Here is a 23,987-nt window from a genome sequence, read left to right as displayed (position 1 = left end):
GAATGACTATTCACCATAGCTGGTGAATAGTCATTCACCCAAGCCGGCAATTTCTGACCGCCTCCCCGCTTCGCCGTCCCGGAGGGTGCTCAGTCGATACAGAACTCGTTGCCCTCGACGTCCTGCATCGCGATGCACGACTCGTTCTCGTCGTCGGCAGGCAATAGCTGCACGCGTACCGCGCCGAGCGGGACCAAGCGTGCGCACTCGGCCTCAAGCGCGGCGAGGCGCTCTTCACCCACGAGCCCGGTGCCGACCCGCACGTCGAGATGAACCCGATTCTTGACGACCTTCCCTTCGGGAACGCGCTGAAAGAACAGTCGCGGGCCGACACCCGAGGGATCACTGCAGGCGGCCCATGCACCCCGATCCTCAGGAGGCAGCGAGCGGTTGTAATCGTCCCAAGTGGCGAACCCCTCCGGCGGCTTCGGCAGGACGTACCCGAGCACCTCGCACCAAAAGCGAGCGACTCGCTCAGGTTCTGCGCAGTCAAAGGTGACTTGGAACTGCTTGATCGACGACATCGGCGCACCCTAGCAGGGAGATTCTCGGCTCAGATCGAGAACCGCTCCTTACGCAGCAAGGGCCGCACCCGGCCGGTGAAGCCGCCTGTGCGGAAGGGGGCTTGGAGCAGACCGGGCCGCAGGTGCTGGGCCAGGGCCGCGGTAATCATGCCCTGGTCGAGGGCGAGGACGAAGTCGCTGACGCGGCCGGTGGTGACGTCGACCGAGTCGCGGAAGCCGTAGCGGTCGTCGTAGGCACCGAAGGCGCTGTCCAGGCCACGGAGGTTGGCGACGGCCTCGGTGGGCGCCTGGGGAAGAGCGAGGAAGTTGGCGTGCGGGGTGACGACCCCGAGCGAGTGGTAGCCGTCCTCCTGCATGCCGATGGCGTCGACGCCGTACTCGCGGTAGCCGCCCTCGGGAATCGAGGCCGGGGAGAAGCCCCAGTAGCCGTATCCCTGCTCGTCCAGGCCGTGTTCGAGCTGGCTGCGGACGAAGCGCTCGTGCGTGGTTCCCCAGGAGTTCGGGGACCACTCGGCCTCGGGCACGAAGAGCGGGACCATCAGCGCCTCGAACATCGAGCCGCCCCAGGTGGGGACGAGGTCGCGGCCCCGGTAGGTGTAGTGGCCCTCCCACACCCGCACGCCGTCGATCTCGACGTACGCGCCCTCGGGTTCCTGTTCCTGGCCCGCCCCGGGCAGCAGGGTGCGGAAGAGGTGCCAGTAGTGCTCGGTGGGCAGCGAACCGTCGGCGATGCCCAGATAACTGGCCATCCGGGGCTCGGTGTTGAGGGCACCGTAGTGGTGGCCGGTGGGTTCGCCCTTGCCGGGCTTGTCCGGCCAGTAGCCGCCGCGCAGTTGGCCGGGCCCGGCGACGGGGTCGGCCTGGTCGTAGGGCGTGTAGTAGTACGACCAGTCCGCGTCGGCGAGGAGCGCGCCGACGCGTGAGCGCAGGGTGGGGTCGGCGTGGGCGGCGATGCGCAGGCCGGTCACCAGCCAGGCGTTGTCGACGGTGGACAGGAACGGGCGTATCGGGTCGCCGGTCTCGGGCCAGGTCGTGAGCAGGGAGCCGTCGTGGGCGTCGTACCAGTTGAACCAGAACCCGTGGGCACGTTCCAGGCGCTCCACGGCGCTCAGTGCGCGGTCGAGGCGGCGGTGCATGGTCGTCTCGGAGATGACGCCGAGTCCGGCGGCGGCGACGGTGGACCACAGGCCGCAGCCGATGTTCGTGGGCGAGGTCTGGGCCGAGGGCGCCGGGGTGCCGCTGCCGCTGACGTCGATCTTGTCGGCGGCCAGGCCGAGTTCGGTCGTCATGGCCTCCATGGAGCGGTGCGTCGCGGTGAACCACTCGTGCAGCAGGCGGCGGTCGGTGGCGGAGCGGGATGCGGGGGCGGCGTGGGCGGTGAACGGAGTCGCGCAGGTGACGGCCGCAGCGGTGGTGGCGGTGGCGGCGGTCAGGAAGCTTCGACGGTTCATCGGGACTGGCTCCCTTGCGTGGGCGGACGGGTGTGCGGGTGAGGTGGTGCCGGGGCGTGCCGAGGAGTCGAACGGGGTGTGTGGCGGGGGCCGGCCGGTGTCAGGGCCGGCCGGCCCTCGCCCGTCCTGGTGGTTCAGCCGCCGATGCGGGGCAGGGTGCGCTCGCGGCCGAGGGCGCCGAGCCAGGCGGCGGACGGCTTGGCCGTGCGCGCGAAGGTGTCGGGGTCTACGGCGATGAGTCCGAAGGTGGGCTTGTAGGAGCCCCATTCGTAGTTGTCCAGGGCACTCCAGGCCAGGTAGCCCTGGATGTTGAGGCCGTCGTCGAGGCAGGCGGCGACCGCGTCGAGGGCGCCTGTGTAGTAGTCGACGCGACGGCTGTCGTCGGCGGTGGCGATGCCGTTCTCGGTGACGATCAGCGGGGTGTCGTCGCCGATGACGTCGGCGGTGTGGCGCAGGGCGTGGCCGACTGCTGTCGGGTAATACTCCCACTGAGTGAGGGTGCGTTCGGCGTCCTCAGGGGCGGGGATCGGCCCGTCGGTGCCGATCTTGGTGCGGGTGTAGGACTGCACGCCGATCCAGTCGTCCCCGCGGGCGGCCTCGATGAAGACGTCCTCGCGCGGGTGGCGGTAGCCGGCGGTGATCTGCTCCGCGCCGGGCAGCGCCTGGTACACCTGGTTGGCGACGGTCCAGCCGACCTTGATGGCGGGGTGCCGGGCGCGCAGCGCCTTCACGGCCGCGTGGTGCGCGGCGATGATCGCGTGGGTGGTCTCCTCGTCCGGGGTGGGCAGGCCGGCCGGCGGGAAGCCCTGGTCGCCGGCCTTCGCGGCACCGGCCATGACGGCGATCATGTTGGGCTCGTTGATGGTGCACACGTACGGCACGCCGTCGGTGATGATCGGCGCGCAGTGCTCGACGTAGCGGACGAAGAGGTCGACGGCGCCGTCCGCGGTCCAGCCGCCGAAATCCTCGAACCACTGCGGGACCGTGAAGTGGTGCAGGGTCACCATCGGGCGCAGCCCGCGGGCGAGGGCGCCTTCGACCATGCGCCGGTAGTGGGCGATCTCGGCGTGGGAGAAGGTGCCGGGGACGGGTTCGATGCGGGACCACTCGATGCCGAAGCGGTAGTCGGTGAAGCCGAGTTCGGCGAGGAGGTCCATGTCCTCGTCCCAGCGGTGGTAGCTGTCGCAGGCGTCGAGGCTGGGTTGTTCGATGCCGGCCGCCGGATCGTGCTCCTTGCGCCACCAGTCGCTGTTGACGTTGTTCCCCTCGATCTGGTGACCGGCGGTGGATGCGCCCCACAGGAAGCCGTCGGGGAAGGGGGTGGCGGTGCGGTGCGTCATCTTGTGTCGCTGTCTTTCCGGTAGGCGGTGGGGGTGTGGGCACGGCGGCCCGGCCCCGGGGCGGTGAGGGCGGGCGCCGGGGTGGGTGACGTGGTGGTCGGGGGCTACTTGATGCCGGCGGTGGCGATGCCCTGGGTGAAGTGCCGTTGCAGGACGGCGAAGACGAACAGGACGGGAAGGACCACGAGCAGGGAGCCGGCCATCAGCATGCCGTTGCCACCGGCGACCGTGCGGTTGGGATCGTTGGCGAAGGTCGCCAGAGCCACCGGCAGGGTGTACTTGTCGGGGTCGTTGGTGGCGATCAGGGGCCAGATGAAGTTGTTCCAGGAGCCGAGGAACGTGAAGATCGTCAGCGTGGCGAGAGCCGGTTTGACCAGGGGCAACACGATCCGCCAGAAGATGTACCACTCCCCCGCGCCGTCCAGTCGGGCCGCCTCCAGCAGTTCGTCGGGGACCTGGAGCATGAACTGCCGCATCAGGAACACCCCGAAGGCGCCCGCGGCGAACGGCAGGACGAGACCGGCGTAGGTGTCGATCAGGCCCATGCCGTTCATCAGCACGTACAGCGGCAGGATCATGAGGTTGCCGGGGACCATGAGCGCCGCCAGGACCACGCCGAAGACCTTGGAACGTCCGGTGAAGTCGAGCTTGGCCAGCGCGTAGCCGAGCATCGAGCAGAACAGCAGGTTGCTCACGGTCACCAGGACGGCCACGATCAGCGAGTTGAGGAAGTACCGCGGCATGTCGAGCTGGTCGAGGAGAGCGGTGAAGTTCTCCAGCGTCCAGTGGGTGGGGATCCACACGGGCGGGTTCGCCGTGAGGTCCTGCCGGCTCTTGAACGCCGACAGGACCATCCACAGGAACGGGGTGGCCATCACCAGCAGTCCCACCGAGGCGACGGTGTAGAGCAGCGGCTTGCGCACGCGTCCGGTGCGGCGCGGGCGGTGTGCCTTGACGGCTGTCTCGGCGGTCATCGGGTGTTGTCCTTCAGCAGGCGGAGCTGGAGCACCGTGATGCCCATGATCACGACGAACAGGACGTACGCCATGGCGCTGGCGTAGCCCATGTGGAAGAAGTTGAAGCCCTCGCGGTACATGTCCAGGGAGACCGTCAGGGTGGAGTCGGAGGGTCCGCCCTGGGTCATCACGAACGGTTCCTCGAAGACGTTGAGGTAGCCGATGGAGGTGATGACGGTGGCGTACAGCAAGGTGGGCCGCAGCAGCGGGACGGTGATGCGGCGCAGTTCCTGCCACGCACCCGCGCCGTCCAGGCGGGCGGCCTCGCGGACCTCGGCCGGGATCGCCTGCAGGCCGGCGATGCACAGCACCATCACGGTGCCGAGGTTGCGCCATACGGCCATGGCGATCAGGGAGGGCATGGCCCAGGTTTCGGAGCCGAGGAAGTCCGGCGCCGTCAGGCCGGCTTCGGAGGCGAGGGAGGCGATGAGGCCGTCAGAGGGGTCGAGCACGAACCGCCAGACAATGGCCACGGCCACGATGGTCGTGACGACGGGGGCGTAGAAGCCGATCCGGAAGAATGTGCGTGCCCGGTCGATGCCGTTGTTCAGCAGGATCGCCGCGAGGAGCCCCAGGACGATCGTCGCGGGTACGCCGACGACGACGAAGTAGGCGGTGTTGAACAGGGCCTTGAGGAAGGTGTCGTCCTGGAAGAGCCGGGTGTAGTTGTCCAGGCCGACGAACTCCGCCTCCAAGGGGCGGGTGACGTTGCGGGCACCGAAGTCGGTGAAGCTCATCAGGAGCGTGGCGACGATCGGGAAGAGCATGAACAGGCCGAACAGCACCAGGAAGGGTGTGGAGAACAGCCATCCGGTCAGGTTGTGCCTGCTCAGGGAGCGGCGCCCGCGGGGCGAAGGTGTGCCGGGCTCGGGGCTTTTGTCGACGGCCGCGTGGGGTGCGGCAGGTCCTGTCGTGAGGGACATGGGGAGGGCACGCTCTCTTACTGCACGAGGCCTTCGATCTCGGACTGGGCCTTGTCCAGGGCGGCCTTCGCGCCGGACTTGCCCTGGGTGACCGACTCGACGGCCGCGTCGACCTTGGAGGTGATCTCGGTCAGCTTGGGCTGGGAGGGAGTGCTCTTGGCGGAGTCCATCTGCTTGCGCCAGATCTGGAGCGTGGGGTCGGTGGCCAGGTCGCCGGACTTCCAGGCGGCCGTGTTGGCGGGCAGGTCCTTGGTGCGCTCGAACCAGTCGGCCTGGCCCTTGGTGTCGGTGAGGTAGGAGACGAACTCCTTGGCCGCGGCCTTGTGGTCACTGTCGGCGGACACAGCGAGGCTGGAGCCGCCGGCCATGGAGACGGATGCCTGGTCGACGGGGACCGGGGCGACGGCCCACTTGCCCTTGATGTCGGGGTAGTTCTCGTCGAGGAGGCTGGTGATCCAGGGGCCGCCGAAGAACATGGGCACGGAGCCGGTGTTGAAGTCCTTGGTCACGTCGTAGCCGGGCTGGACGGACTTGTCGCTGAGGTCCTTGCTGAAGAAGCTGCCGTAGTTCTCCAGCGCCTTGACGGCGGCGGAGGAGTTCACGACGGCCTTGCCGTCGTCGTCGATGATGGCGCCGCCCGCCGAGAACAAGAACGGGTAGAAGCTCTGCACGGTGTCCAGGCCGCGGGGCTGTATGGACAGACCCCACTTGGAGCCGGCCTTCTCCTGGTAGGCCTTCGCCGCGCCCTGGAGCTCGGCCATGGTGGCCGGGGCCTTCTTGATGCCGGCCTTGGCGGCGAGGTCGGTGCGGTAGAACAGCACGCGGGTGTCCACGTACCAGGGGACGCCGTAGGCCTTTCCGTCGTAGGAGCCCTGCTCCCAGGCGGCGGGGAAGAAGTCGTCCTCCTTGAACGTCTTGGTGTCGACCGGTTCCAGGACGCCCATGTCGGCGAACTCGCCCAGGTAGGTCCCGCCCATCTGCACCACGTCGGGCAGCTTCCCGGCGGCGGCCGCGGCGACCAGCTTCTGGTGCGCGACGTCCCAGCCGATCGGCGTGACCTTGACGGTGATGTTGGAGTGCGTCTTCTCGTACTCCTTGGCGACGTCGCCGAGCTTCTCACCTTCCGTGCCCATGGCCCAGACGGTCAGGGTCTGCTCGGCATCGGCTGCCACGCCCGCACCACCCGAGCCGCCACAGGCGGTGAGGGTGAGCGCGGACGCCAGGGTGAGGGCGAGCGACCCGGTTACGGCGGCGCGGTTCATGGAGGGCTCCTCCTTGAGCTCTGATGAAAATGTATGCGCTGCCTGTAAGCGCATACATCACTCTGTTGCAGCGCTTCGGGGCCTGACAAGAGGGGCCATGGTCACACTCCGATAACGGGCGCGACACCCGGCGGACGGTCCGCGGGGCACCGGTGGCACGAGGCCTTGCATGACCGACCGGTGCGACAGCAACGTAAAGCGGATCAATGCATAGCGAAAGAATCTGTGACAGATGCCGCTGTCCGCGCATCCCCCAGGCGCCCGACGGTGTGGCTCGCGCGGGGTGATTGCAGGCGCCGCACGCCGCTCCCCAGCCGCCCTTGACCTTCGGCCCCTGGCACGGCCACACCCCCGATGACCTGCTGGTCATCGGCGGTCCCGCCGCGCCGCCTGACTCCGACGCCTTCTGGTGCGACCGCCGAGGCGGTGTCCGACGGCCGGTTCGTCGGGGAGCGCGACGGCTGTCAGGTGCGGGAGATCTCCTACGTCATCCTCGCCGGGCGCGCTGCGCAGCTTTGCTGCCGCTACCGGTCGAAGGGCCCCGGCGTCATGGCTTCGCGATCGGGCAGGGCCACGGCGGCAGCGCGGGTGTCGGAGCGGAGCGGGTGTACCGCTGCCGATGCCGCTGTCGCTGCCGCTGCCGCTGCCCGGATCGGCGACGGTGCCGAGTCGCTCGCGCACGGGCTCCCGGAGCTCGGCCGCACGGATCTCGCCACACCTACGTCCTCGACGACTGCGTGGCCGGTCTGTGGGGTGCCGCGGCATCCCTCCTGGAACTGGTGTCCTCGCTCGACAGTTTCGGCGGGATCGGGGCACTCGCGCTGCCGTGGGACCGCCGGTTCGCGGCGGCATGGCTCACCGTGCCCGGCTTCGGCAGCCACCCGTTGCACTGGCACTCTCCCGCACCGGCAGTGGCGAGTCGGCGCGCGGTCACGTCCGCACGTATCCGGACACCATGGATGTCCTGGCCTACTTCGAGGCGGCGAGGGCGACGTCGCGCGTACGGGCCCCTGTGCAGGCGACCCGCGCCCAGTTCGGCACCGCCGCCCTGCCAGTTCGAGGTCTATGGGGTACTGGCCGGGCCATGGCAGTTGGAGGGCTGGAGGCGGGCCACTACGCCTATGACGGCGAGGCGGAGGAGCGGCGGCGTTGAACCGCGTCACGGGCGATCTCTTTCGCCGGTGGCCGGCGGGATTCGACGGGAACGAGGCGCTGGTCGATCCAGGTGCACGAGAATGGCGCGCCGGTCGCCCTTCGGCGCGTCGAGCACGGCTCAGGGCTGGTCGGCCAACGGCCCGCTAGTTCTTCTGGAGGGCGCGGGTGACACCCGCGATGACGGTGGTCGTCAGCACCCAGCCGAAGGCGATCAGCAGGTAGGCCAGCCCCTGGAGGCTGTCATTCGACCAGTACCAGGTCGTGCGCTGCCCCAGGCCCCCGATGGGGATCAAGAGGTCGAGGGTGTAGACGAGGGGCTGGAACGGGGAGCCTTCGCCCGGTTTGGCCGGCTTGGGGGAGTCGGTTCCGAAGGCCAACGTGCCCAGCAGGATCAGCGCGAGGAGCCAGACGCCGGCCAGCCAGGGGCGGTAGCCGTAGCCGACAGTCACGTCGAGGAGATGGCCCCACACGCGGGCTGTCGGGGACAGGGCGCGGCGCCGGTGGCGTTGCTTGGCAAGGAGGACGCGGCGTGCGTCGTCGTCGTGCCCGGCCTTGCGGTACCAGGCCGCCAACTGCTCGTACGGTTGTGGGTTGTAGCCCGGGCTGCTGCGTATCCATGCCACACGTCGGGCCACGGACTCACGGTCCCCCACGGACTCCTGGCGCTCGTCGTTCGCGTTCGCCGTCTTGATGGAGCCGTAGACGAAGCCGTCCAGCTCCACCCTCTCCGGCCAGCTGAACTCGTTCTCGTGGAGGTATGACACCTGGGCGCCCCGCAGGTCGAGGGTGCCGGATGGGGGTCGGGCGAGGGTGAGATCGAGGTCGACGGCCTGCAGGTGCATGGCGATCAGGGCCGGGGCGTTTCCGTCGTCGGTGGGCGGGCCGTTCAGGACGGCTCCGTCGAAGGTCACATTGTCCGTGACCTGGGTGCCGCGCAGCCGGACCGTGCCGTTCGCGGTGAATCCCTCGGAGAACTTGAGCGACGAGGCCGTGGCGTTGTCGAGGGTGAGCGCCACGCCGCGTGGGCCTGGTCCTTCCAGTCGGGCGCCCTGCATGGCCAGGGTGCCCGGCAACTGCGCACCCATCAGCCGGACTTCCCCGTGTGCGACGAACCCGTTTCGGCAGAACATGCCCCCTTCCAAAGCCAGGCCACCGGCCGACAGGGCCCACCCGTCGGGTGCGATCAACTCGGCGCCGTTGAGGAGCAGTCCGCCGCCCACCCGGGCGTCGGTGAGCGACAGGGCGGTGCTCAAGCGGTTGAAGGGGGTGGGGGCGCCGCCCTCCACCACGGCGTGCCGCAGGGAGAAGTTTCCCTCGATGCGGGCCGAGTCGGCCTCGATGCCGGGTATCCGGCTGCCCGTGAACACAAGGGTCTGCGTCGACGCGCCGAGGAGATTCACCGCCTCGTCGAACCAGCATTCCTCCAGCCAGAGGGCATGGGCGATCTGCGCGCCGGCCAGGTCCAGTTGTCCGCGGATCCGTGCCCCGGTGAGCCTCAGACGCGCCACCGCGCCTGGTTGCCCGATGTTCGCGCCGAGCAACAACGCGGCGACCACCGCCGCCCGCACCGTCCGCTCGGGTCCCCACCGTGCGCCGTCGGCGACCCGGTCCTCCTCCGGCGTACCTGTACGCAGGTCCACCCGCCGCCCTTCGGGGAACGCGTCCCACAGCTCGCGCTCAGGTGACGTCAACTCGTCGTAGGAAAGCACTCATGCAGAGTAGTGATCTTCCTCGGTGCTCGCCCGGCCTCATCACACAAGTGCATCGCGCACGGCGTCCCTCAGACCGCCCCGAACGTCCCCGACCCCGCATCGGCGCAGCCGCAGCTCGCCCGGCGGGCCAGACTCACCGGAAGCACCAGGGACACCGGCTCCGCGCTGCCCTCCTCGCGCAGACGTCGGATCAGCAGTTCGGCGGCTGCCTCCCCCAGGCGCACCATCGGCTGGCGCACCGTGGTCAGGGAGGGACGGACGATGCGGCTGAGGGGGATGCCGTCGAATCCGGTGACGACCACCTCGTCCGGCACCCGCACACCACGCCGTTCGAGCGCCTGGAGCGCGCCCACGGCCATCTGGTCGTTGGCGAACACGAAGGCCTGGGGCCGCTCGCCGCTCGCCTCGCACAGCAGATCCGCGGCTCGGGCGCCCTCCGCCTGCGTCATCATCGGCATGCGCAGCGCGGGTTTTGCCCCGGTGTCGACTCCGGCTTCCGTGCACGCCCGGCGAAAGCCCCGGAACCGGGCCTCCACGTCGGGCGACGTGTCGTCGACTCCGACATAGGCGAGGCGGCGTAGTCCGTGATCGTCGAGGAGGTGTCGGGTCAGCTCGTACTGGCCGTCCTCGTTGGCCACCTCCACATGGTCGAGGTGGTCCAGGGACGGGTCCGCGCGCGGGCCGGCGAGCAGGACGACCGGCTGGCGCCGGGAGATCACCTCCAGCTCCTCGGTCGGCACGGTCCGCGCGAGCACCGCGAAGCCGTCGACCCGTCCGGCCACCTTGGCGACGAGGCTCTCCGGGCCGCCTTCGAGCGATGCGGCGATCAACAGGGCGTAGCCGTGACGGCGGGCGGCGCGTTCCATGCCCCGGATGATCTGGTCCGAGTAGAGCATCGCCGCGTCGTCGTCCTCGATGTCCGCGGTGTCCGGGTCCGCGTAGTCGGGGAAGCACAGGCCGAGGACGCCGGTGGAACGGCTGGCGAGACCACGGGCGTTGCCGCTGGGTACGTATCCCAGCTCCCGGGCTGCGGCGAGGACACGCTCACGGGTGGCGGCCCGCACGGAGTCGGGGTTGCGGTACACCCTGGACACGGTCGCGATGGACACGCCGGAGCGCTCGGCGACGTCGTACACCGTGGGTGTGGCGCTCACGATGCGGCGCCCTTCATGATCGATCCCCCGTTCCGTGCTGGTCGTGCGATGCGCCGACACGCGAATGAAAGCGCATTCATCCTAGGGTCGGGGTGGGCTGGGAAGCAACCGTGGGTGCCGGTCGGGCCACGGGGGCGAGCGGCGGGATCGTTAGGGCGGGCGGCAACTCGGGGTCGGTGCGGGCGAATGCCGGGCGTGATCGTTTGCGGCGTGCCTGCGCTTGCGGCCCGGCTTCGGGGAGTCGGGTTCCGTGATCACTCCGGCCGGCACGAGCCTGGATCGCATGTATGGGGCTGGTGGAATCAACTCGCCTTCCGGCAATGCTCGTTCACGCGAAATCCCGGGGCTCGCGCCTTCACACCGTGCCATGCTGTGCGCACGCTCTGCGACGTTGCCGAGCCGGCTTCGGGGGGAAGAAACATTGGCGCGCAACGATCCCGGTCGACCGTCGGCGGATCCGCCGGACCCACCGGACCCGCCGAACCCGCCGAACCCGCTGTCGGGCGGCACTGCTTGCGGGTCCGGGTCCGGGTCCGCGTCCGCGTCCGCCAACCGTCCAACGCCTCAGCCCGATCCGGCGGTGCCGGAGCCCTCTGCTCCCGATCCTCCGTCGACCGATCCGTCGTCCGGTGGTGGGCCGCCCGGTGATCCATCGTCCGCTGGTCCGACGCCCGATGATCCGTCATCGGGTAGTGCGGCGTCGGGTGATGCCGACGACGAGGGGGACGGCGAGGACGGCCGCCCCCGCAGCGGACGCGCCCGTCTGGTGGGCATCGCGGTCGCGGCTGGTGCCGCGCTCGGGACCGCCGTGATTTCGGGCTTCGGCGCACACTTGATCTCGGGCGTCATGGGCCTGTTCGGCGACGATCCTTCGGCACGGTCCGCGGTGGCATGGGACGCGACGTGGCGCGACCCCATGAACGGGTGCGAGGCCGGGAAGGGCAGAGTCCAGCCCGTACGGCCGAGCAGGCTGGGGCCACCGGGCGACCTGGCCGCCACAGGTGTCATCGCCCGCGGGAACGTCCTGGTGGTGACCGTGCAGAGCCCGTCGGCGGCGGCCGTCGTGCTCACAGGGGCTCGCGTCGAGGTGGTCGCCCGCAGGAGCCCGATCGCCGGGACCTTCGAACCACCGGCCGAGGGATGTGGCTCCTTCAGCTTTCGCTCCTTCGTACTGGACCTCGACAAACCGAACCCGCTGCTTGCCCCGGCCCGTGGGACAGACGTGACCGGAGAAGGGGGCGGCGCGGAGCCTGCCGGGCAGGGGCAGGACCACTCCGTCACGTTCCCCTTCAAGGTCTCCGAGGGGGACCCCGAGCAGTTCTGGATCTGGGTGGACACGCGTTCGTGCGACTGCGACTGGGTTCTCCACCTGGCCTGGATCGACGGCGGTGAGCGCCGCGAAACGGTGGTCTCCGACCACGGCGAACCGTTCCGCACCACGTCCGTCGCGCAGTCCCCGTCGTACAGCTACGACAGCGAGCGCCGCCGATGGCGGCCCGATGCCCGCTGCGAGGACTGTGCGCCTGCGCCCGCCGCCGCATCCGGGGCGTCTCCGGACACGGGGACGACGCCATGAGCCGCCCCTGGCCCGGATTCCGGGTGATCGCGGTGATGGCTGGGATGGTTGTGGTGGTTGTGGTGATCGCGGCCTTGGCGAACCCCTGGTCCGACGACCGTCCCGAGGGACCCGCCTACGACTCGTGGGCGCAGGTATCGGGCACCCGACTCCCCGAGGGTTTCGAGACGCGGGCCGCGGCGGCGACCCCGTACGGATTCGTCGTCGCGGGCATGGCGAGCGAGGAGGACCCCTCGGCCGAACTCGGATTCCGGCTGCTGCCCAAGGCTTTCGTGTCGTCCGACGGCCGCACGTGGCAGGCGGCCGACCTGGGACCGGCGGGCCGCAACGACGACCTCGACGCGATCGGGGCCGTCGCCATGTCCGGCAAGGGCGGCTTTCTCGTGGCCTCGGGTCGGCAGACCACTCAGGTCTGGACGTCGAAGGACGGCCGACGGTGGACGCCCGCCGCAGGGGCCGGCCGCGGAACACCGCCGCCTGCGGGAATCCTGCACGGTGCGGCCGGCACCGATACAGGTGTCGTCGCCCTGATCCAGCCGACGGACGATCCCGACCAGGGTGCGGACACCGACGTGGAGATCTGGGCCTCCGTGGACGGCTGGACCTGGGGGCGAGTCGCGCAACCCCTGCCACGTCAGGAGACAGAACTCTTCGAACTCGGTGTCTTCTCCCTCGACGACCAGGTGATGACGGCCGGATACCAACAGGATCCGCCGCCGCCCGCGGCCTCGCCCGACGACACCCCCGCATCCGTCTACTCGCCCGCCGCATGGACCTCACGTGACGGCAGCGGCGCCCGGATGTCGATGGCGAACCGGCTCCCCGGTGCGCTGTGGCCGACGGCGGCCCTGACATACCAGGGCTCCCCTCTGATCTGCGGCGCCACGGTCGCGACACCTGAACGCACGCGCGCCATGGACATGTTGGAATCCCCCTACGACGTGCACGGCCCACCCGCATGCTGGACGCGGAACTCCGACGACTCCTGGAAGCGGACCGGTCGTTTCGGGACGGGACAGCTCCCGGATCCGACCGCCGTACCCCTCACCGAGCAGCGGCTGTCGAGCGTGGTGGACGTCGACGGAACGCTGATCGGCGTGGGTGCGGCGAACCTCCCGGACGGGAAGCGGACCGTCGGGGCCGTCTGGACCTCACGGGACGGACGGACCTGGTCCGAACTGGCCGCCGCCGACAATGATTTGGCCTCCTCCACCGCGACGATCGAGCTGCGCCATGTGCTGCGGCACGACGACACCGTGATCGCGGTCGGCAAGGAGGAGACGTACAGGGACACCGAGCCGTACCACGAGGAGTACACCAGGATTTGGATCCCCAAGCCCTAGCCTCCGCACCGCCCGTCGTTCAGTCGGGCGGCGCGCCGGCCCCGTTCGGGCTCTCTTCTCCGGGGTACGGCAGCGGCAGTGCGACGGCTTCAGCCGGTCACGCCGCGCTGCCTTCGTGGCGTCCCGTTTTCGCCCGAGTACGGGCGGGCCTGATCCGGTAGGTGGTCTTGGCCGGATCGGTGACGGGCTCGCCCAGTTCGATGCGTCCGCCGGAGCGCAGCTTTTCGCACACATCGGTGGGCAGGGCGACGTAGCAGCCGCCTCTGCCTGTGGCGGCGTCGACCGGGCGCCAGTAGCCGTAGCGGGTTCGTCCGCCCTCGTGGACGGTCACGAAGACGGGTGTGCGGGAGTCGGCCACGATGCGCAGCACCTCGGATGCGAGGGAGTCGAGCGCGACCGCGGACCTGGGCGGGTGCAGTTGGAAGGGTGCGCTCGGGCAGGCCAGGTCCGCTCGGGCCACCCGCCCGGCACGGTCGGGTTCGCCGCGGCGCGCAGGGTGAACCGTGTGGGCCGCGGAGTCGGCGTCCGCGACGGAATACGAGGCGCGGGAGGTCGCGAGGGGCATCTGTACGGCCTTTCCAGGGTGGAGGACGGACAGCGCACGCCTCGTTCCGGACCCAATGTTGATCTTGCTGCACCGCATTGTTGCGCCTGCCACTGACAATGCGCCCCCATGGCCTGCGCGACACTCGTGCGGACCGCTCGACGCACCGAAGGCGCCGACACGCCCCGCGCCCTTCAGCGAACAGCCGTCGGCTCGGCGCCCGGGCGCCGAGAGAAGCACACCGGGCGCTTCAGTGGCGCCGCCCCCGCAGCTTGCCGAGCAGCCGCTGGGCCTGGGCCCGGCGCCGCGGATCGCGAGAGGCCCGGCGTACCTCCTCCACGGCACGTCGCCCCTGCGGGCTCCTGCTGAACTGCTTGATCTTGTCCAATATGCCTGGCACGGCTGTCCTCCTGAGACGGTCGACCACAACGCCCTTGCAATAAGGCCCACGTACGAACGCGGTTACCCCGGCCTCGCGGTCTCACCCCTTTCGTCGAGCAGGCGCTGCAGCCCAGGTGCGCTCCGACGGACGGCTTCGGCCCTGAGCTCTCGCAGAGGTCGCCCGCACCACTTCCGTCCCGGGCCTTGACCCGCTGGGCGGGGAGGTGCAGTCTCGTTAATGCGCATTAGGTAATACGCATTAATAGGAGCAGCCACCGTGGAACCCAGGAAGCGCCCCGGACGTACCCCCGCTCCGGCCGGACGTACGTCACGACCCCGGCAGGCCGAGGTGGCTCGGCTCGCAGGGGTCTCGCAGGCGACCGTGTCCCTGGTGCTCTCCCCGAAGCCGGACGGGAAGGGGCGCCTCATCTCCGAGGAGACCCGCCAACGGGTCCTGGAAGCGGCCCGCAGTCTCGGCTACGTGCCCGATCCGGCCGCCCGGCGGCTGGCCGCCGCCCGCAACAACCTGCTCGGCGTCTTCAGCTTCACCGCCACGTTCCCCACCGATGTGCAGCACTCGTACTACCCCTTCCTGGTCGGCGTGGAGCGCGAGGCGGCGGCACTCGGGTACGACCTGGTGCTGTTCACCGGGTCGAGCACGGGTGGCGCGGGGGCCACGGGTCCCGAAGCCCTGAGCCGGGTCCGGCTCGCGGACGGCTGCCTGTTCATCGGTCGGCACACGCCCCGGGCGGAGCTCAAGCGGCTGGTCGAGGACGGTTTCCCGGTCGTACACCTGGGGCGCCGCGAGGAGTTGGAGGGCGTGGCCTGGGTGGGCGCGGACTATGTCCGAGCCACCCGTGACGTCGTGGGCCATCTGGCCGAGTTGGGGCATCGACGGATCGTCCTCGTCCGCGAGGACGACGACGCGCCCGCTTCGACGGACCGTCAGCGCGGCTTCCTGGAGGGGTTGGAGGCGGCAGGTCTGTCCTCCGGGCCCACGTCCGTCTTCCGGTCCGCTGATCCGCAGCGGGAGCTCACGCCCGAACGGCTGCGTGCCTGGGCCGACGAGGGCGTGACGGCCTTCGTCGCGGAGGAGACCGACACCGGGGCCGTCTGGCGAGGCCTGCTGTCCGCCGTGCGTGAGGCGGGCCTCGACTGCCCCGCGGAGGCGTCCCTCGCCCTGCTCGGCAGCCCGCCCTCCGATCTGGCGAGCGAGCCCGTACCGACCGGATTCGACATCCCCCGGCCGCAGTTGGGCGCCGCGGCCGTACGTCTGCTGGCCGCGCTCGTCGCGGGCGAGGAGGCGCGCGAGCCGCTCGTCGGCTGTGCCTTCCGGCCCGGACCGACGACCGGACCGCCGCCCGCCCGTCCCTGAGCACGGTCCGAACCAGCCCCACCCCTGTGTGACCCCGATCCGGCAGCAAGGAGAAGCGTGATACCCGAAGCAGACATCCTCGTCGTGGGCGGCGGCCTCGGTGGCGTGGCCGCCGCACTCGCCGCCTGCCGGGCAGGACGCAGCGTCGTGCTGACCGAGGAGACGGACTGGATCGGCGGCCAGCTCACCAGCCAGGCCGTACCGCCCGACGAGCACCCGTGGGTGGAGCAGTTCGGCACGACCGCCACGTACCGGCGGCTGCGCGAGGAGATCCGGCGGTACTACCGCCACTGGTACCCGCTGCGGGCCGAGGCCCTGGCGCTCACCGGACTCAACCCGGGAGCGGGCCGCGTCAGCAAGATCTGCCACGAGCCCGGGGTCGCCCTCGCCGTCCTGGAGGGCATGCTCGCGCCCCACCGTGCCGCGGGCCGGCTCACCGTACTCACCGAGCACCGGCCGGTCTCCGCCGAGACTGACAACGATGTCGTACGGGCGGTGACCCTGCGGGATCTGCGTGACGGAACACACCGCACCCTCACCGCGCGCTATGTGCTGGACGCCACCGAGACCGGCGAACTCCTCCACCTCGCGGGCGTCGAGCACGCGAACGGGGCCGAGGCGCGCGCCGAGTTCGACGAGCCGCACGCCCCGGACGAGGCCCAGCCCGACAACCAGCAGGGCATCACGGTCTGCTTCGCGCTCTCCCACCACGAGGGCGAGGACCACACGATCGACCGGCCGGCGGACTACGACTTCTGGCGCGGCTACCGGCCCTCGTTCTGGCCCGGTCCGCTGCTCGGCTTCGAGGCGCCCGACCCGCGCACGCTGGAGCCGGTGCCGCGGACCTTCGTACCGAATCCCGAACTCGACCCGCTCGGTGTCTCCGCCGACCAGAGCGCCGACGCCGGCGACAAGGAACTGTGGGGCTTTCGCCGGATCCTCGCCCGCAAGCTGCACACGCCGGGCGCCTTCGATTCCGACATCACGCTCGTCAACTGGCCGCTCAACGACTACTGGCTCAAGCCGTACATCGGCCAGGAGGCCGAGGCGCTGCGCGAGGCACGGCAGTTGTCGCTGTCGCTGCTGTACTGGCTGCAGACCGAGGCACCGCGCCCGGACGGCGGCACCGGCTTCCCCGGCTTGCGGATCCGCCCGGACGTGACCGGCACGGCGGACGGCCTGGCCAAGGCGGCGTACGTCCGCGAGTCCCGCCGTATCAAGGCCGTCACCACAGTCACCGAGCACGACGTGGCGATCGACCTCGTCGGCCCGTACGGCGGCACCCGGCACCGGGACTCCATCGGCGTGGGCGGGTACCGCATCGATCTGCATCCCTCGACCGGCGGCGACAACTACGTCGACATCGGCTCGGTGCCCTTCGAGATCCCCCTCGGGGCGCTGGTGCCGCGACGCGTCCGCAATCTGCTGCCCGCGGGCAAGAACATCGGCACCACGCACATCACCAACGGCTGCTACCGGCTCCACCCGGTGGAGTGGAACGTCGGCGAGGTCGCCGGTGCACTGGCCGCCCACTGCGTGGCCGAGGACGTCGAGCCGCACCAGGTACAGGCAGAGGACAAGCGGTTCGAGGAGTTCGCGCGGCTGCTCGACCGCGACGGAGTGCAACGCCACTGGCCGGACGTACGCGGCTACTGAACGAACCCGGCGCGCTGAGGAGTTGCGCCCGCGCGAACCGATCCAGCACAAGGAGGTGCTTGGGCATGAACACACCCCGCATCCGCGTCGGCATCGACGTGGGCGGAACCTTCACCGACGCCGTGGCCGTGGACGCCACGACTCTCGAACTCCTGGGGCAGGTCAAGGTCCCCACCAGCCACCATCACGAGGACGGCGTCGCACACGGCATCGTCGAGGCGCTCGACCGGCTTCTGGAACAGACCTGCTCCGCCCCGACCGACGTCGCCTTCCTGGCGCACGGCACGACCCAGGCCACCAACGCCCTCCTGGAGGGCGACGTCGCGACCGTCGGACTGATCGGCATCGGGACCGGCCCCTCGGCGGTGTTCACCCGCCGCCTCGCCTCGTTCGGCAAGCTCGAACTCGCCCCCGGCAAAAGACTCCCGCTGGCGTACGCGCATGTCGCCGACCCCGACGACGCGGCGGCCGTCCGCCGAGCCGTCGAGCAGTTGAAGGGCGAGGGGGCTCAAGTCCTCGTCGCCAGTCAGCCGTTCAGCGTCGACCGGCCCGAGGGGGAGCAGGCCGTGCTGGACGCGGCACGGCAGTACGGGCTGCCGATGACCGCCGCGCACGAGATCACCTCGCTGTACGGGCTGCACAAGCGCACCCGCACCGCCGTGGTCAACGCGGCGATCCTGCCTCGCATGCTGGCCACCGCCGACCTCGTCGACGCCTCCATCACCAAGGCGGGCGTGACCGCGCCCCTGATGGTGATGCGCTGCGACGGCGGCGTGATGGCCCTCGACGAGATGCGCCGACGGCCGCTCCTGACCGTGCTGTCGGGACCGGCCGCCGGAGTCGCGGGAGCTCTGATGCAGGAGCGGGTGAGCGAGGGAGCGTTCCTGGAGACCGGAGGAACCTCGACCGACATCAGCGTCGTACGCCGCGGCAAGGTCGCCGTCCGGCACGCCACCATCCTCGGCAAGACCTCGTATCTGAACGCCCTCGATGTGCGCACGGTCGGCGTCGGCGGCGGCTCCATGGTGCGGATCGACGAAGGCCGGGTGACGGCTGTGGGGCCGCGCAGCGCCCACATCGCGGGGCTGCCGTACGCCTGCTTCGCCTCTCCCGACCAACTGCGCGACGCCAAGGTGGCCACTGTCCGGCCCATGGACGGCGACCCCGCCGACTACGCCGTGCTCGACGCGGCGGGCGGGCGGTTCGCCGTCACCATGACGTGTGCCGCCAATGCCCTGGGCCGCGTGCCCGAGGGCGACTTCGCCCGCTGCGACCCGGAGACCGCGCGCGCCGCGATCGCGCCGCTGGCCGCCGTGCTCGGCACCGACGTCGCGACCGCGGCCACGCGGATCCTCGACGCGGGCGTCGCCCAGGTGAAGACGGTGGTGGACGCCATGATCCGCGACTACCGCCTCGACAAGGACACGGCCGTCCTCGTCGGCGGAGGCGGCGGTGCCGCGTCCGTCACCCCGCACCTCGCCGACACCAGCGGCATGGAGGGCCGGATCGCCCGCCACAACGAGGTCATCAGCCCCATCGGCGTCGCCCTCGCGCTCGTCCGCGAGCAGGTCGAGCGGATCGTGCCCGGCGCCTCGCAGGAGCAGATCCTCGCCGTCCGTGCCGAGGCGGAGCGGGCGGTCGTCGCCCAGGGTGCCGCAGCCGAAGGCGTAGAGGTCGAGGTCACCGTCGACCCGCAGACCAGCACCGTGCGCGCGGTCGCGACCGGCGCCACCGAACTGCGCACCCAGGACAGGTCCCACCGCGCCGACGACACCGAGCGGCTGCGTGCCGCGGCGGCCAGTCTCAGGACCGACCCCACGGACGTCCATCTCCTGGCGGGCACCGCCGCGCACACCGTCTACGGCACACAGACGCACCGCCGCCTGCGGGCGGCCCGCCGGCCCGTACGGATCGTCGACATGGACGGCGTCGTACGCCACCACGCCGCCGACGCCCGCGTGGAGACCACCACCGTGGCCGGCGCCCCCGAGGTGCTGGCACGGCTGGTGAGCGAGTCCACCTCGTACGGCGACGGCGGCGTCCGCGCTCCTGCCCTGCGGCTGCTGCTCGGCTCCCGCATCGCCGACCTGTCCGGCGTCCTCGATCCACAGCCTCTGCTCGCGCTGGCCCGCAGCGAGTTGCGTGCCCGCGCCGCCGACGAGCCGGTGGTCGCGGTTCTGGAGGTGCGGTCATGACGGCCATCGAACTCACCTCAGAAGAAGGGGAGTTGACAGCTATCGCCGGCGTTGACGACATAGGCGACGTCGACGACATCGAATGGGCCGTCCGGCTGCTGGCCGCCACGCCGACCCACGAGGGCCGTGATCCGCGGCTGCTGCGCGAATGGGCTTGCAGGGCCGACGAGTTCGGATCCCGGCTCGTCCCCGTCCCGTCCACCGCGCTGGTGGTCGAGCGGGACGACGGCCTGGAGCGGATGCTGCTCGCCCGCTACACGTCACGGCCCCCGACGGTCGAGCTCTACACCGACACGCTCGCACTCGCCGAGGAGTTGGTCGACGCCCGCGGCTGGCGTGCCTGGTACCCGCCGGGTTCGGTGCGCGCGGCGGCTCTCGCTCACGAGGCCGCGCACGCCCACCTCCATCACGGCCCGGCGAAGGCCGCGCTCAAGCAGGCGCTCGGTCACACCGTGCTGCGCCTCGGCCGCCACCGCGTGGCCGGCCATGTCGCCGGTGCCGAAGAGGTCGCCGCCCACGCCTACGCCAGAACCGTCTGCGGGCTCGGCCGCAGCCCCCTGCTCCTCACCGCCGCGCTTCGCACAGCGCTCACCCGGCCCGGAAGAGAGAACTGACCCATGGGTGTCGTCATCCTCCTCGTCATGGCCGCCGGCGTCGGCCTGATGCTCACCCGCAGACTCCCCACCGCCTTCGCGCTGGTGCTGCTCGCCGTCGTCATCGCCTTCCTCGCCGGAGCACCGCTCACCGGCGAGAACAGCGTGCTGGACACCGTTCTCCAGGAAGGCGCGCCGGCCTTGGCCGCCACCATGATCGCGATCATTCTGGGCTCCTGGCTGGGCAAGCTCCTCGACGAGACCGGCATCGCGGGCACGCTCGTCCGCAAGATCGTCGAGTTCGGCGGTGACCGCCCGACCGTGGTCGCGCTCGGCGTCCTCGCCGTGTCCGCACTGGTCGGAACGGTGACGGGCTCGGCGCCGGCCGCCATGCTCGCCGGCATCATCGGCATCCCCGCCATGATCGCCGTCGGCGTGCCCAAGGTGACCGCCGCGGGCACGGTGCTGATGGGCATCGCTGTGGGCATCCCCTTCGAGCTGCCGGTGTGGCAGTTCTTCTCCACCGCGCTGGAACTGCCGATCCCGACCGTGCGCGGCTTCATGGTGAAGCTCTTCCCGTTCGCCCTGGTCGCCGCCCTGGCCTTCGTCCTTGTCGAGACGCGACGCCGTGGCACCGAGCACGCCTGGTCGCTCAAGTCCCTCGACTCCTCCGGCGCGAAGTCTCGTTCACGCCGCGCGGAGCTGGGCGACGCGCCCTGGTACGCGCTGCTCGCCCCGGCCGTCCCGCTCGTGCTCGCCCTGGGCTTCGAACTCGCCATCATCCCCTCGCTGTTGGCGGGCGTCCTGTACGCGCTGGTCACCACGACCCGGCCCGGCGCGATGAGCAAGCGGCTGCTGCGCACCCTGTACGGGGGCTTCGAGGTGGCCGCCCCGCCGATCGTCCTGTTCATCGCCATCGGCATCCTGCTCGCGGCCGTCAAACTGCCGGGCGCCGTGGACGCTCTCGAACCGCTCGTGAAGGCCGTCAGTCCGCAGAACCCCGTGCTGTTCGTCCTCGTCTTCACCCTTCTTGTCCCACTGTGCCTCTACCGCGGCCCTCTCAACGTGTTCGGGCTCGGTGCGGGCATCGCCGGAGTCCTCATCGCCACCGGCATCTACCCCGCGGCCGCCGTCCTCGGCATGACCACCTCGTACAACCAGGTCTTCGGTGTCGCCGACCCCACCAGCACCCAGACCGTGTGGAGCGCCCAGTACGCGGGTGTCACTCCGCAACAGGTCATGGTGCGCACCCTGCCGTACGTGTGGGCGGTCGCCCTCGGTGGCCTGTGCGTCACCGCCGCCACCCACCTCTGAGCCCCTCCGTCATTGGAGCCCACCATGCACGAGCACCACTTCGACCGGCGTCTCTTCCTGCGCGCCGGCGCCGCCACCGGAGCCGCTCTCACCGTCGGGACGGCCCTCGGTACGCAGCCCGCGGCCGCGGCGCCCGGCGGATTCCCCGACTACGAATACGTTCGCACCCTTCTGACGGCGTCCCAGCTGAAGTACAACCCCACCGGCGAGATCATCTTCCCCTGCATCCGGGGCGTCTACGACAAGGTGAACTCCCCGCTCGGCCGCTACTACCTGTACTACGCGCCGCACGACGCTCCCGGTGGCATCTGCCTGGCGTACGGCAACTCACTGGAGGGGCCGTTCACGGAGTACCCGTCGAACCCGATCGTCTCCAACACGTGGCCGGGGCACTACTCCGTCAGCCATGTCTCGTCGCCCCACGTCCTGTGGAACCAGGACGCCAAGGAGTTCTGGCTGTACTTCCACGGAGAGAACACCACGACCCGCCTCGCCCGCTCGGCCGACGGCATCCACTTCACGTACGACAAGGTCGTGCTGTCGACGTCCATGCTCCCGGCGGGCACCACGGAGACGTCGTACGCCCGTGTCTTCCGCCACGACCTGCCCTCGCGCGGGGCCCGCTACGTGATGGTCTTCATGCTCAACAACACCACCAACCACCGTGACATCGGATGGGGTTGGTCCGCCGACGGCCGTACCTGGAGCTACGACCAGCAGCCGCTGATCCGGCACGGCGACGTCGGCGCCGTCAATGTCGGCGGTCCGCACCTCCTGCACCGGAACAACAGCACCTACGTCGTCTACAACAAGGACAAGTCCAGCGGCGGCGACATCATGATCACCGAAGTCGGCAACGACTTCAGCAAGCGCACCCACCTCGGCGTCTTCTACAACTCGCGCAGCGCAGCTCCGGAGAACGGGCGCGCCGCGGCGCCTTCCTTCGGCACCGACGGCGGCGTCCCGTACATGATCTACGAGGCGGGAGAGCGGCTCGCGGGAGCCATCGCGGTGGCCCGGGGCTGAGCCGGCTGTCCAACAGTTGCTCTTCCGCTCAAGCAACCCGCTTCGATGTCTCGACGTCCAACTCCACAACAGACGGCTGTAGATCACCCGGGAGAGCACGTGGCGAAGAAGGACCGGACGACGGACGCGACGGCGGAGAAGGACCGCGAGAAGTGGATGGCGCGTTTCCAGGTACGGCTGGCCATGCAGCCGGGCGTGGACCGGGCAGTCGTGCTCCAGGCGGTCAAGGAGGTCACGGCGCACTGCGCGGAGACGGGAGAGCACCCGCGAACCGCCTTCGGCGACCCGGACGCCTACGCCGTGCAGGCCGCCGCACGGCTGGTCCCGGCGGACCGAGCGGCCGGCGCGAGGCGGCGCAACGCCGTCGTGGACGCGCTCGGCTCCGTACGTGACGCGGCCGGCAAACTCGGCGGTCTGTGACCGGTCGAAGCGTGACCGGCTCGGTGACCGGCTCGGTGACCGCCCGCACGGCGCTACCCGAGCCAGGCCTTCACCTTGTCGGGGTGTGCCGCGACCCATTTCTTCGCGGCCGCCTGCGGTGTCATCTTGTCGAGCGCGATGTACCTGGCGACGGTGTTCTGGTCGTCATTGGTCCAGGTGAAGCTCTTCACCAGGTCGTAGGCCGGGCTGCCGGATTTCGCGAAGCGGGTGCTGACGATCTTGTCGAGGTCGAACACCGGGTAGTCGCAGGCGACCTCGGCGGGGTCGGTGTCGCAGCCCGCCGTGTGCTGGGGCAGATCGATGTGGACCAGCGGCACCTCCGAGAACAGCCACTGTGGCTCGTAGAAGTAGCCGATCACCCACTTCTTGTTCTTCTCGGCGTCCCGGAAGGCCTGGATCAGGGCGGTCTCGCTGCCCGCGTACACCACCTTGAAGTCCAGTTTCAGGTTCTTCACCAGGGCCTCGTCGTTGGTCTGGTACGACGGGTCGCCGTCGAGGAGTTGTCCCTTGCCTCCCGACTCGGAGGTCTTGAATTTCGCGGCGTACTTGTCGAGGTTCTGCCAGTCGGTGATGTCCGGGTACTTCTTCGCGATCCACGGGGGGATGTACCAGCCGATGATTCCCTTGTTGCCGGTCGAGCCGAGGTTGACCGCGGTCTTCTGCTCGGTGATGTACTTCTTCTTCAGGTCGTCGTGGCCCCAGTTCTCCACGATGGCGTCGACCTCGCCCGTCTCGAATCCCTGCCAGCCGATCTCCGCCTTCAGATCCTTCTGGACCACCTTGCAGCCGAGTTCCTTCTCCGCGACATGGGCGATGACCGCCGCGTTCGCCTCATAGCCCACCCACGGGCTGACGGCGAGGTTGAAGGTGCCGCACTCGCCCGGACCGCCGCCCGTCCCGGCGGTGTCCTCGCCGACCTTCGCCCCGCTGCACGCGGTCAGGGTGAGGCCGAGTACGGCCGTCGCAGCGGCGCCGCGGCGCCACCTTCTTGCTCGTTGTGCCATGG

Annotated in this window: 21 protein-coding genes; 10 read left to right on the top strand and 11 right to left on the bottom strand. The window is 70.2% G+C overall.

Annotated features, from left to right (window positions below):
- Positions 1-89 precede the first annotated feature (89 nt).
- The 6 genes from OG331_RS43745 to OG331_RS43720 all read right to left on the bottom strand — a co-directional run bounded on the left by OG331_RS43745 (position 90) and on the right by OG331_RS43720 (position 6,516).
- Positions 90-524, bottom strand: a complete 435-nt coding sequence (locus OG331_RS43745; protein ID WP_406207744.1) for a VOC family protein — start codon at positions 522-524, stop codon at positions 90-92.
- Positions 525-553: 29 nt separating this feature from the next.
- A complete protein-coding gene (locus tag OG331_RS43740; protein WP_406207742.1) occupies positions 554-1,975 on the bottom strand; it encodes a glucoamylase family protein in 1,422 nt (473 codons plus the stop codon).
- 134 nt (positions 1,976-2,109) lie between these two features.
- A complete protein-coding gene (locus OG331_RS43735) occupies positions 2,110-3,315 on the bottom strand; it encodes a glycoside hydrolase family 1 protein (RefSeq protein WP_406207740.1) in 1,206 nt (401 codons plus the stop codon).
- Between the two features lie 104 nt (positions 3,316-3,419).
- Positions 3,420-4,289 carry a carbohydrate ABC transporter permease gene (locus tag OG331_RS43730; protein ID WP_406207738.1) on the bottom strand — a complete coding sequence of 290 codons (870 nt, stop codon included), beginning with the start codon at positions 4,287-4,289 and terminating at the stop codon, positions 3,420-3,422.
- Entirely contained in the window at positions 4,286-5,254 is a 969-nt protein-coding gene (locus OG331_RS43725) for a carbohydrate ABC transporter permease (RefSeq protein ID WP_406207736.1), read from the bottom strand. Before OG331_RS43725 ends, OG331_RS43730 begins: the two co-directional genes overlap by 4 nt.
- A 17-nt stretch (positions 5,255-5,271) precedes the next feature.
- Positions 5,272-6,516, bottom strand: a complete 1,245-nt coding sequence (locus tag OG331_RS43720; RefSeq protein ID WP_406207734.1) for a sugar ABC transporter substrate-binding protein — start codon at positions 6,514-6,516, stop codon at positions 5,272-5,274.
- Positions 6,517-7,366: 850 nt separating this feature from the next.
- Between OG331_RS43720 and OG331_RS43715 the strand changes: the two genes are divergently transcribed.
- Entirely contained in the window at positions 7,367-7,669 is a 303-nt protein-coding gene (locus OG331_RS43715; RefSeq protein WP_406207732.1) for a hypothetical protein, read from the top strand.
- Between the two features lie 145 nt (positions 7,670-7,814).
- Here the strand turns inward: OG331_RS43715 and OG331_RS43710 are convergent, their stop codons facing one another.
- Positions 7,815-9,380: an oxidoreductase gene (locus tag OG331_RS43710; RefSeq protein ID WP_406207730.1), complete on the bottom strand. Its 1,566-nt coding sequence runs from the start codon at positions 9,378-9,380 to the stop codon at positions 7,815-7,817.
- Between the two features lie 71 nt (positions 9,381-9,451).
- Complete coding sequence (locus OG331_RS43705; protein ID WP_406207728.1) at positions 9,452-10,537, bottom strand: LacI family DNA-binding transcriptional regulator; 1,086 nt, start codon at positions 10,535-10,537, stop codon at positions 9,452-9,454.
- Between the two features lie 766 nt (positions 10,538-11,303).
- Between OG331_RS43705 and OG331_RS43700 the strand changes: the two genes are divergently transcribed.
- A complete protein-coding gene (locus OG331_RS43700) occupies positions 11,304-12,113 on the top strand; it encodes a hypothetical protein (protein WP_406207726.1) in 810 nt (269 codons plus the stop codon).
- Positions 12,110-13,456: a hypothetical protein gene (locus tag OG331_RS43695; RefSeq protein ID WP_406207724.1), complete on the top strand. Its 1,347-nt coding sequence runs from the start codon at positions 12,110-12,112 to the stop codon at positions 13,454-13,456. Before OG331_RS43700 ends, OG331_RS43695 begins: the two co-directional genes overlap by 4 nt.
- 97 nt (positions 13,457-13,553) lie before the next feature.
- Here the strand turns inward: OG331_RS43695 and OG331_RS43690 are convergent, their stop codons facing one another.
- Both OG331_RS43690 and OG331_RS43685 read right to left on the bottom strand, forming a co-directional pair.
- Positions 13,554-14,021: a cell envelope biogenesis protein OmpA gene (locus OG331_RS43690; RefSeq protein WP_406207722.1), complete on the bottom strand. Its 468-nt coding sequence runs from the start codon at positions 14,019-14,021 to the stop codon at positions 13,554-13,556.
- A gap of 229 nt (positions 14,022-14,250) precedes the next feature.
- Positions 14,251-14,400: a hypothetical protein gene (locus OG331_RS43685; RefSeq protein ID WP_406207720.1), complete on the bottom strand. Its 150-nt coding sequence runs from the start codon at positions 14,398-14,400 to the stop codon at positions 14,251-14,253.
- Positions 14,401-14,658: 258 nt separating this feature from the next.
- Between OG331_RS43685 and OG331_RS43680 the strand changes: the two genes are divergently transcribed.
- The 7 genes from OG331_RS43680 (at position 14,659) to OG331_RS43650 (ending at position 22,960) form a co-directional block, all read left to right on the top strand.
- Entirely contained in the window at positions 14,659-15,756 is a 1,098-nt protein-coding gene (locus tag OG331_RS43680) for a LacI family DNA-binding transcriptional regulator (protein WP_406207717.1), read from the top strand.
- 57 nt (positions 15,757-15,813) lie between these two features.
- Positions 15,814-17,412, top strand: a complete 1,599-nt coding sequence (locus OG331_RS43675; protein ID WP_406207714.1) for an FAD-dependent oxidoreductase — start codon at positions 15,814-15,816, stop codon at positions 17,410-17,412.
- Between the two features lie 65 nt (positions 17,413-17,477).
- Entirely contained in the window at positions 17,478-19,607 is a 2,130-nt protein-coding gene (locus tag OG331_RS43670) for a hydantoinase/oxoprolinase family protein (RefSeq protein WP_406207711.1), read from the top strand.
- Positions 19,604-20,221: a hypothetical protein gene (locus tag OG331_RS43665; protein ID WP_406207708.1), complete on the top strand. Its 618-nt coding sequence runs from the start codon at positions 19,604-19,606 to the stop codon at positions 20,219-20,221. The genes OG331_RS43670 and OG331_RS43665 overlap by 4 nt, the downstream gene beginning before the upstream one ends.
- A gap of 3 nt (positions 20,222-20,224) precedes the next feature.
- Positions 20,225-21,514, top strand: a complete 1,290-nt coding sequence (locus OG331_RS43660; RefSeq protein ID WP_406207705.1) for a transporter — start codon at positions 20,225-20,227, stop codon at positions 21,512-21,514.
- 24 nt (positions 21,515-21,538) lie between these two features.
- Entirely contained in the window at positions 21,539-22,540 is a 1,002-nt protein-coding gene (locus tag OG331_RS43655) for a hypothetical protein (RefSeq protein ID WP_406207703.1), read from the top strand.
- Between the two features lie 99 nt (positions 22,541-22,639).
- A complete protein-coding gene (locus OG331_RS43650) occupies positions 22,640-22,960 on the top strand; it encodes a hypothetical protein (protein ID WP_406207701.1) in 321 nt (106 codons plus the stop codon).
- A 53-nt stretch (positions 22,961-23,013) separates the two neighbouring features.
- On the opposite strand, the gene OG331_RS43645 is transcribed toward OG331_RS43650, so the two are convergent.
- Positions 23,014-23,985, bottom strand: coding sequence for an ABC transporter substrate-binding protein (locus OG331_RS43645; protein ID WP_406207698.1), 972 nt, complete (start codon positions 23,983-23,985; stop codon positions 23,014-23,016).
- Between the last annotated feature and the right edge of the window lie 2 nt (positions 23,986-23,987).

It is taken from the genome of Streptomyces sp. NBC_01017 (assembly GCF_045162795.1).
GTDB classification, from domain to species: Bacteria; Actinomycetota; Actinomycetes; order Streptomycetales; family Streptomycetaceae; genus Streptomyces; species Streptomyces machairae.
Note: the sequence above shows the minus strand (reverse complement) of the source record. Positions and strands in the feature narration are given on the sequence as shown.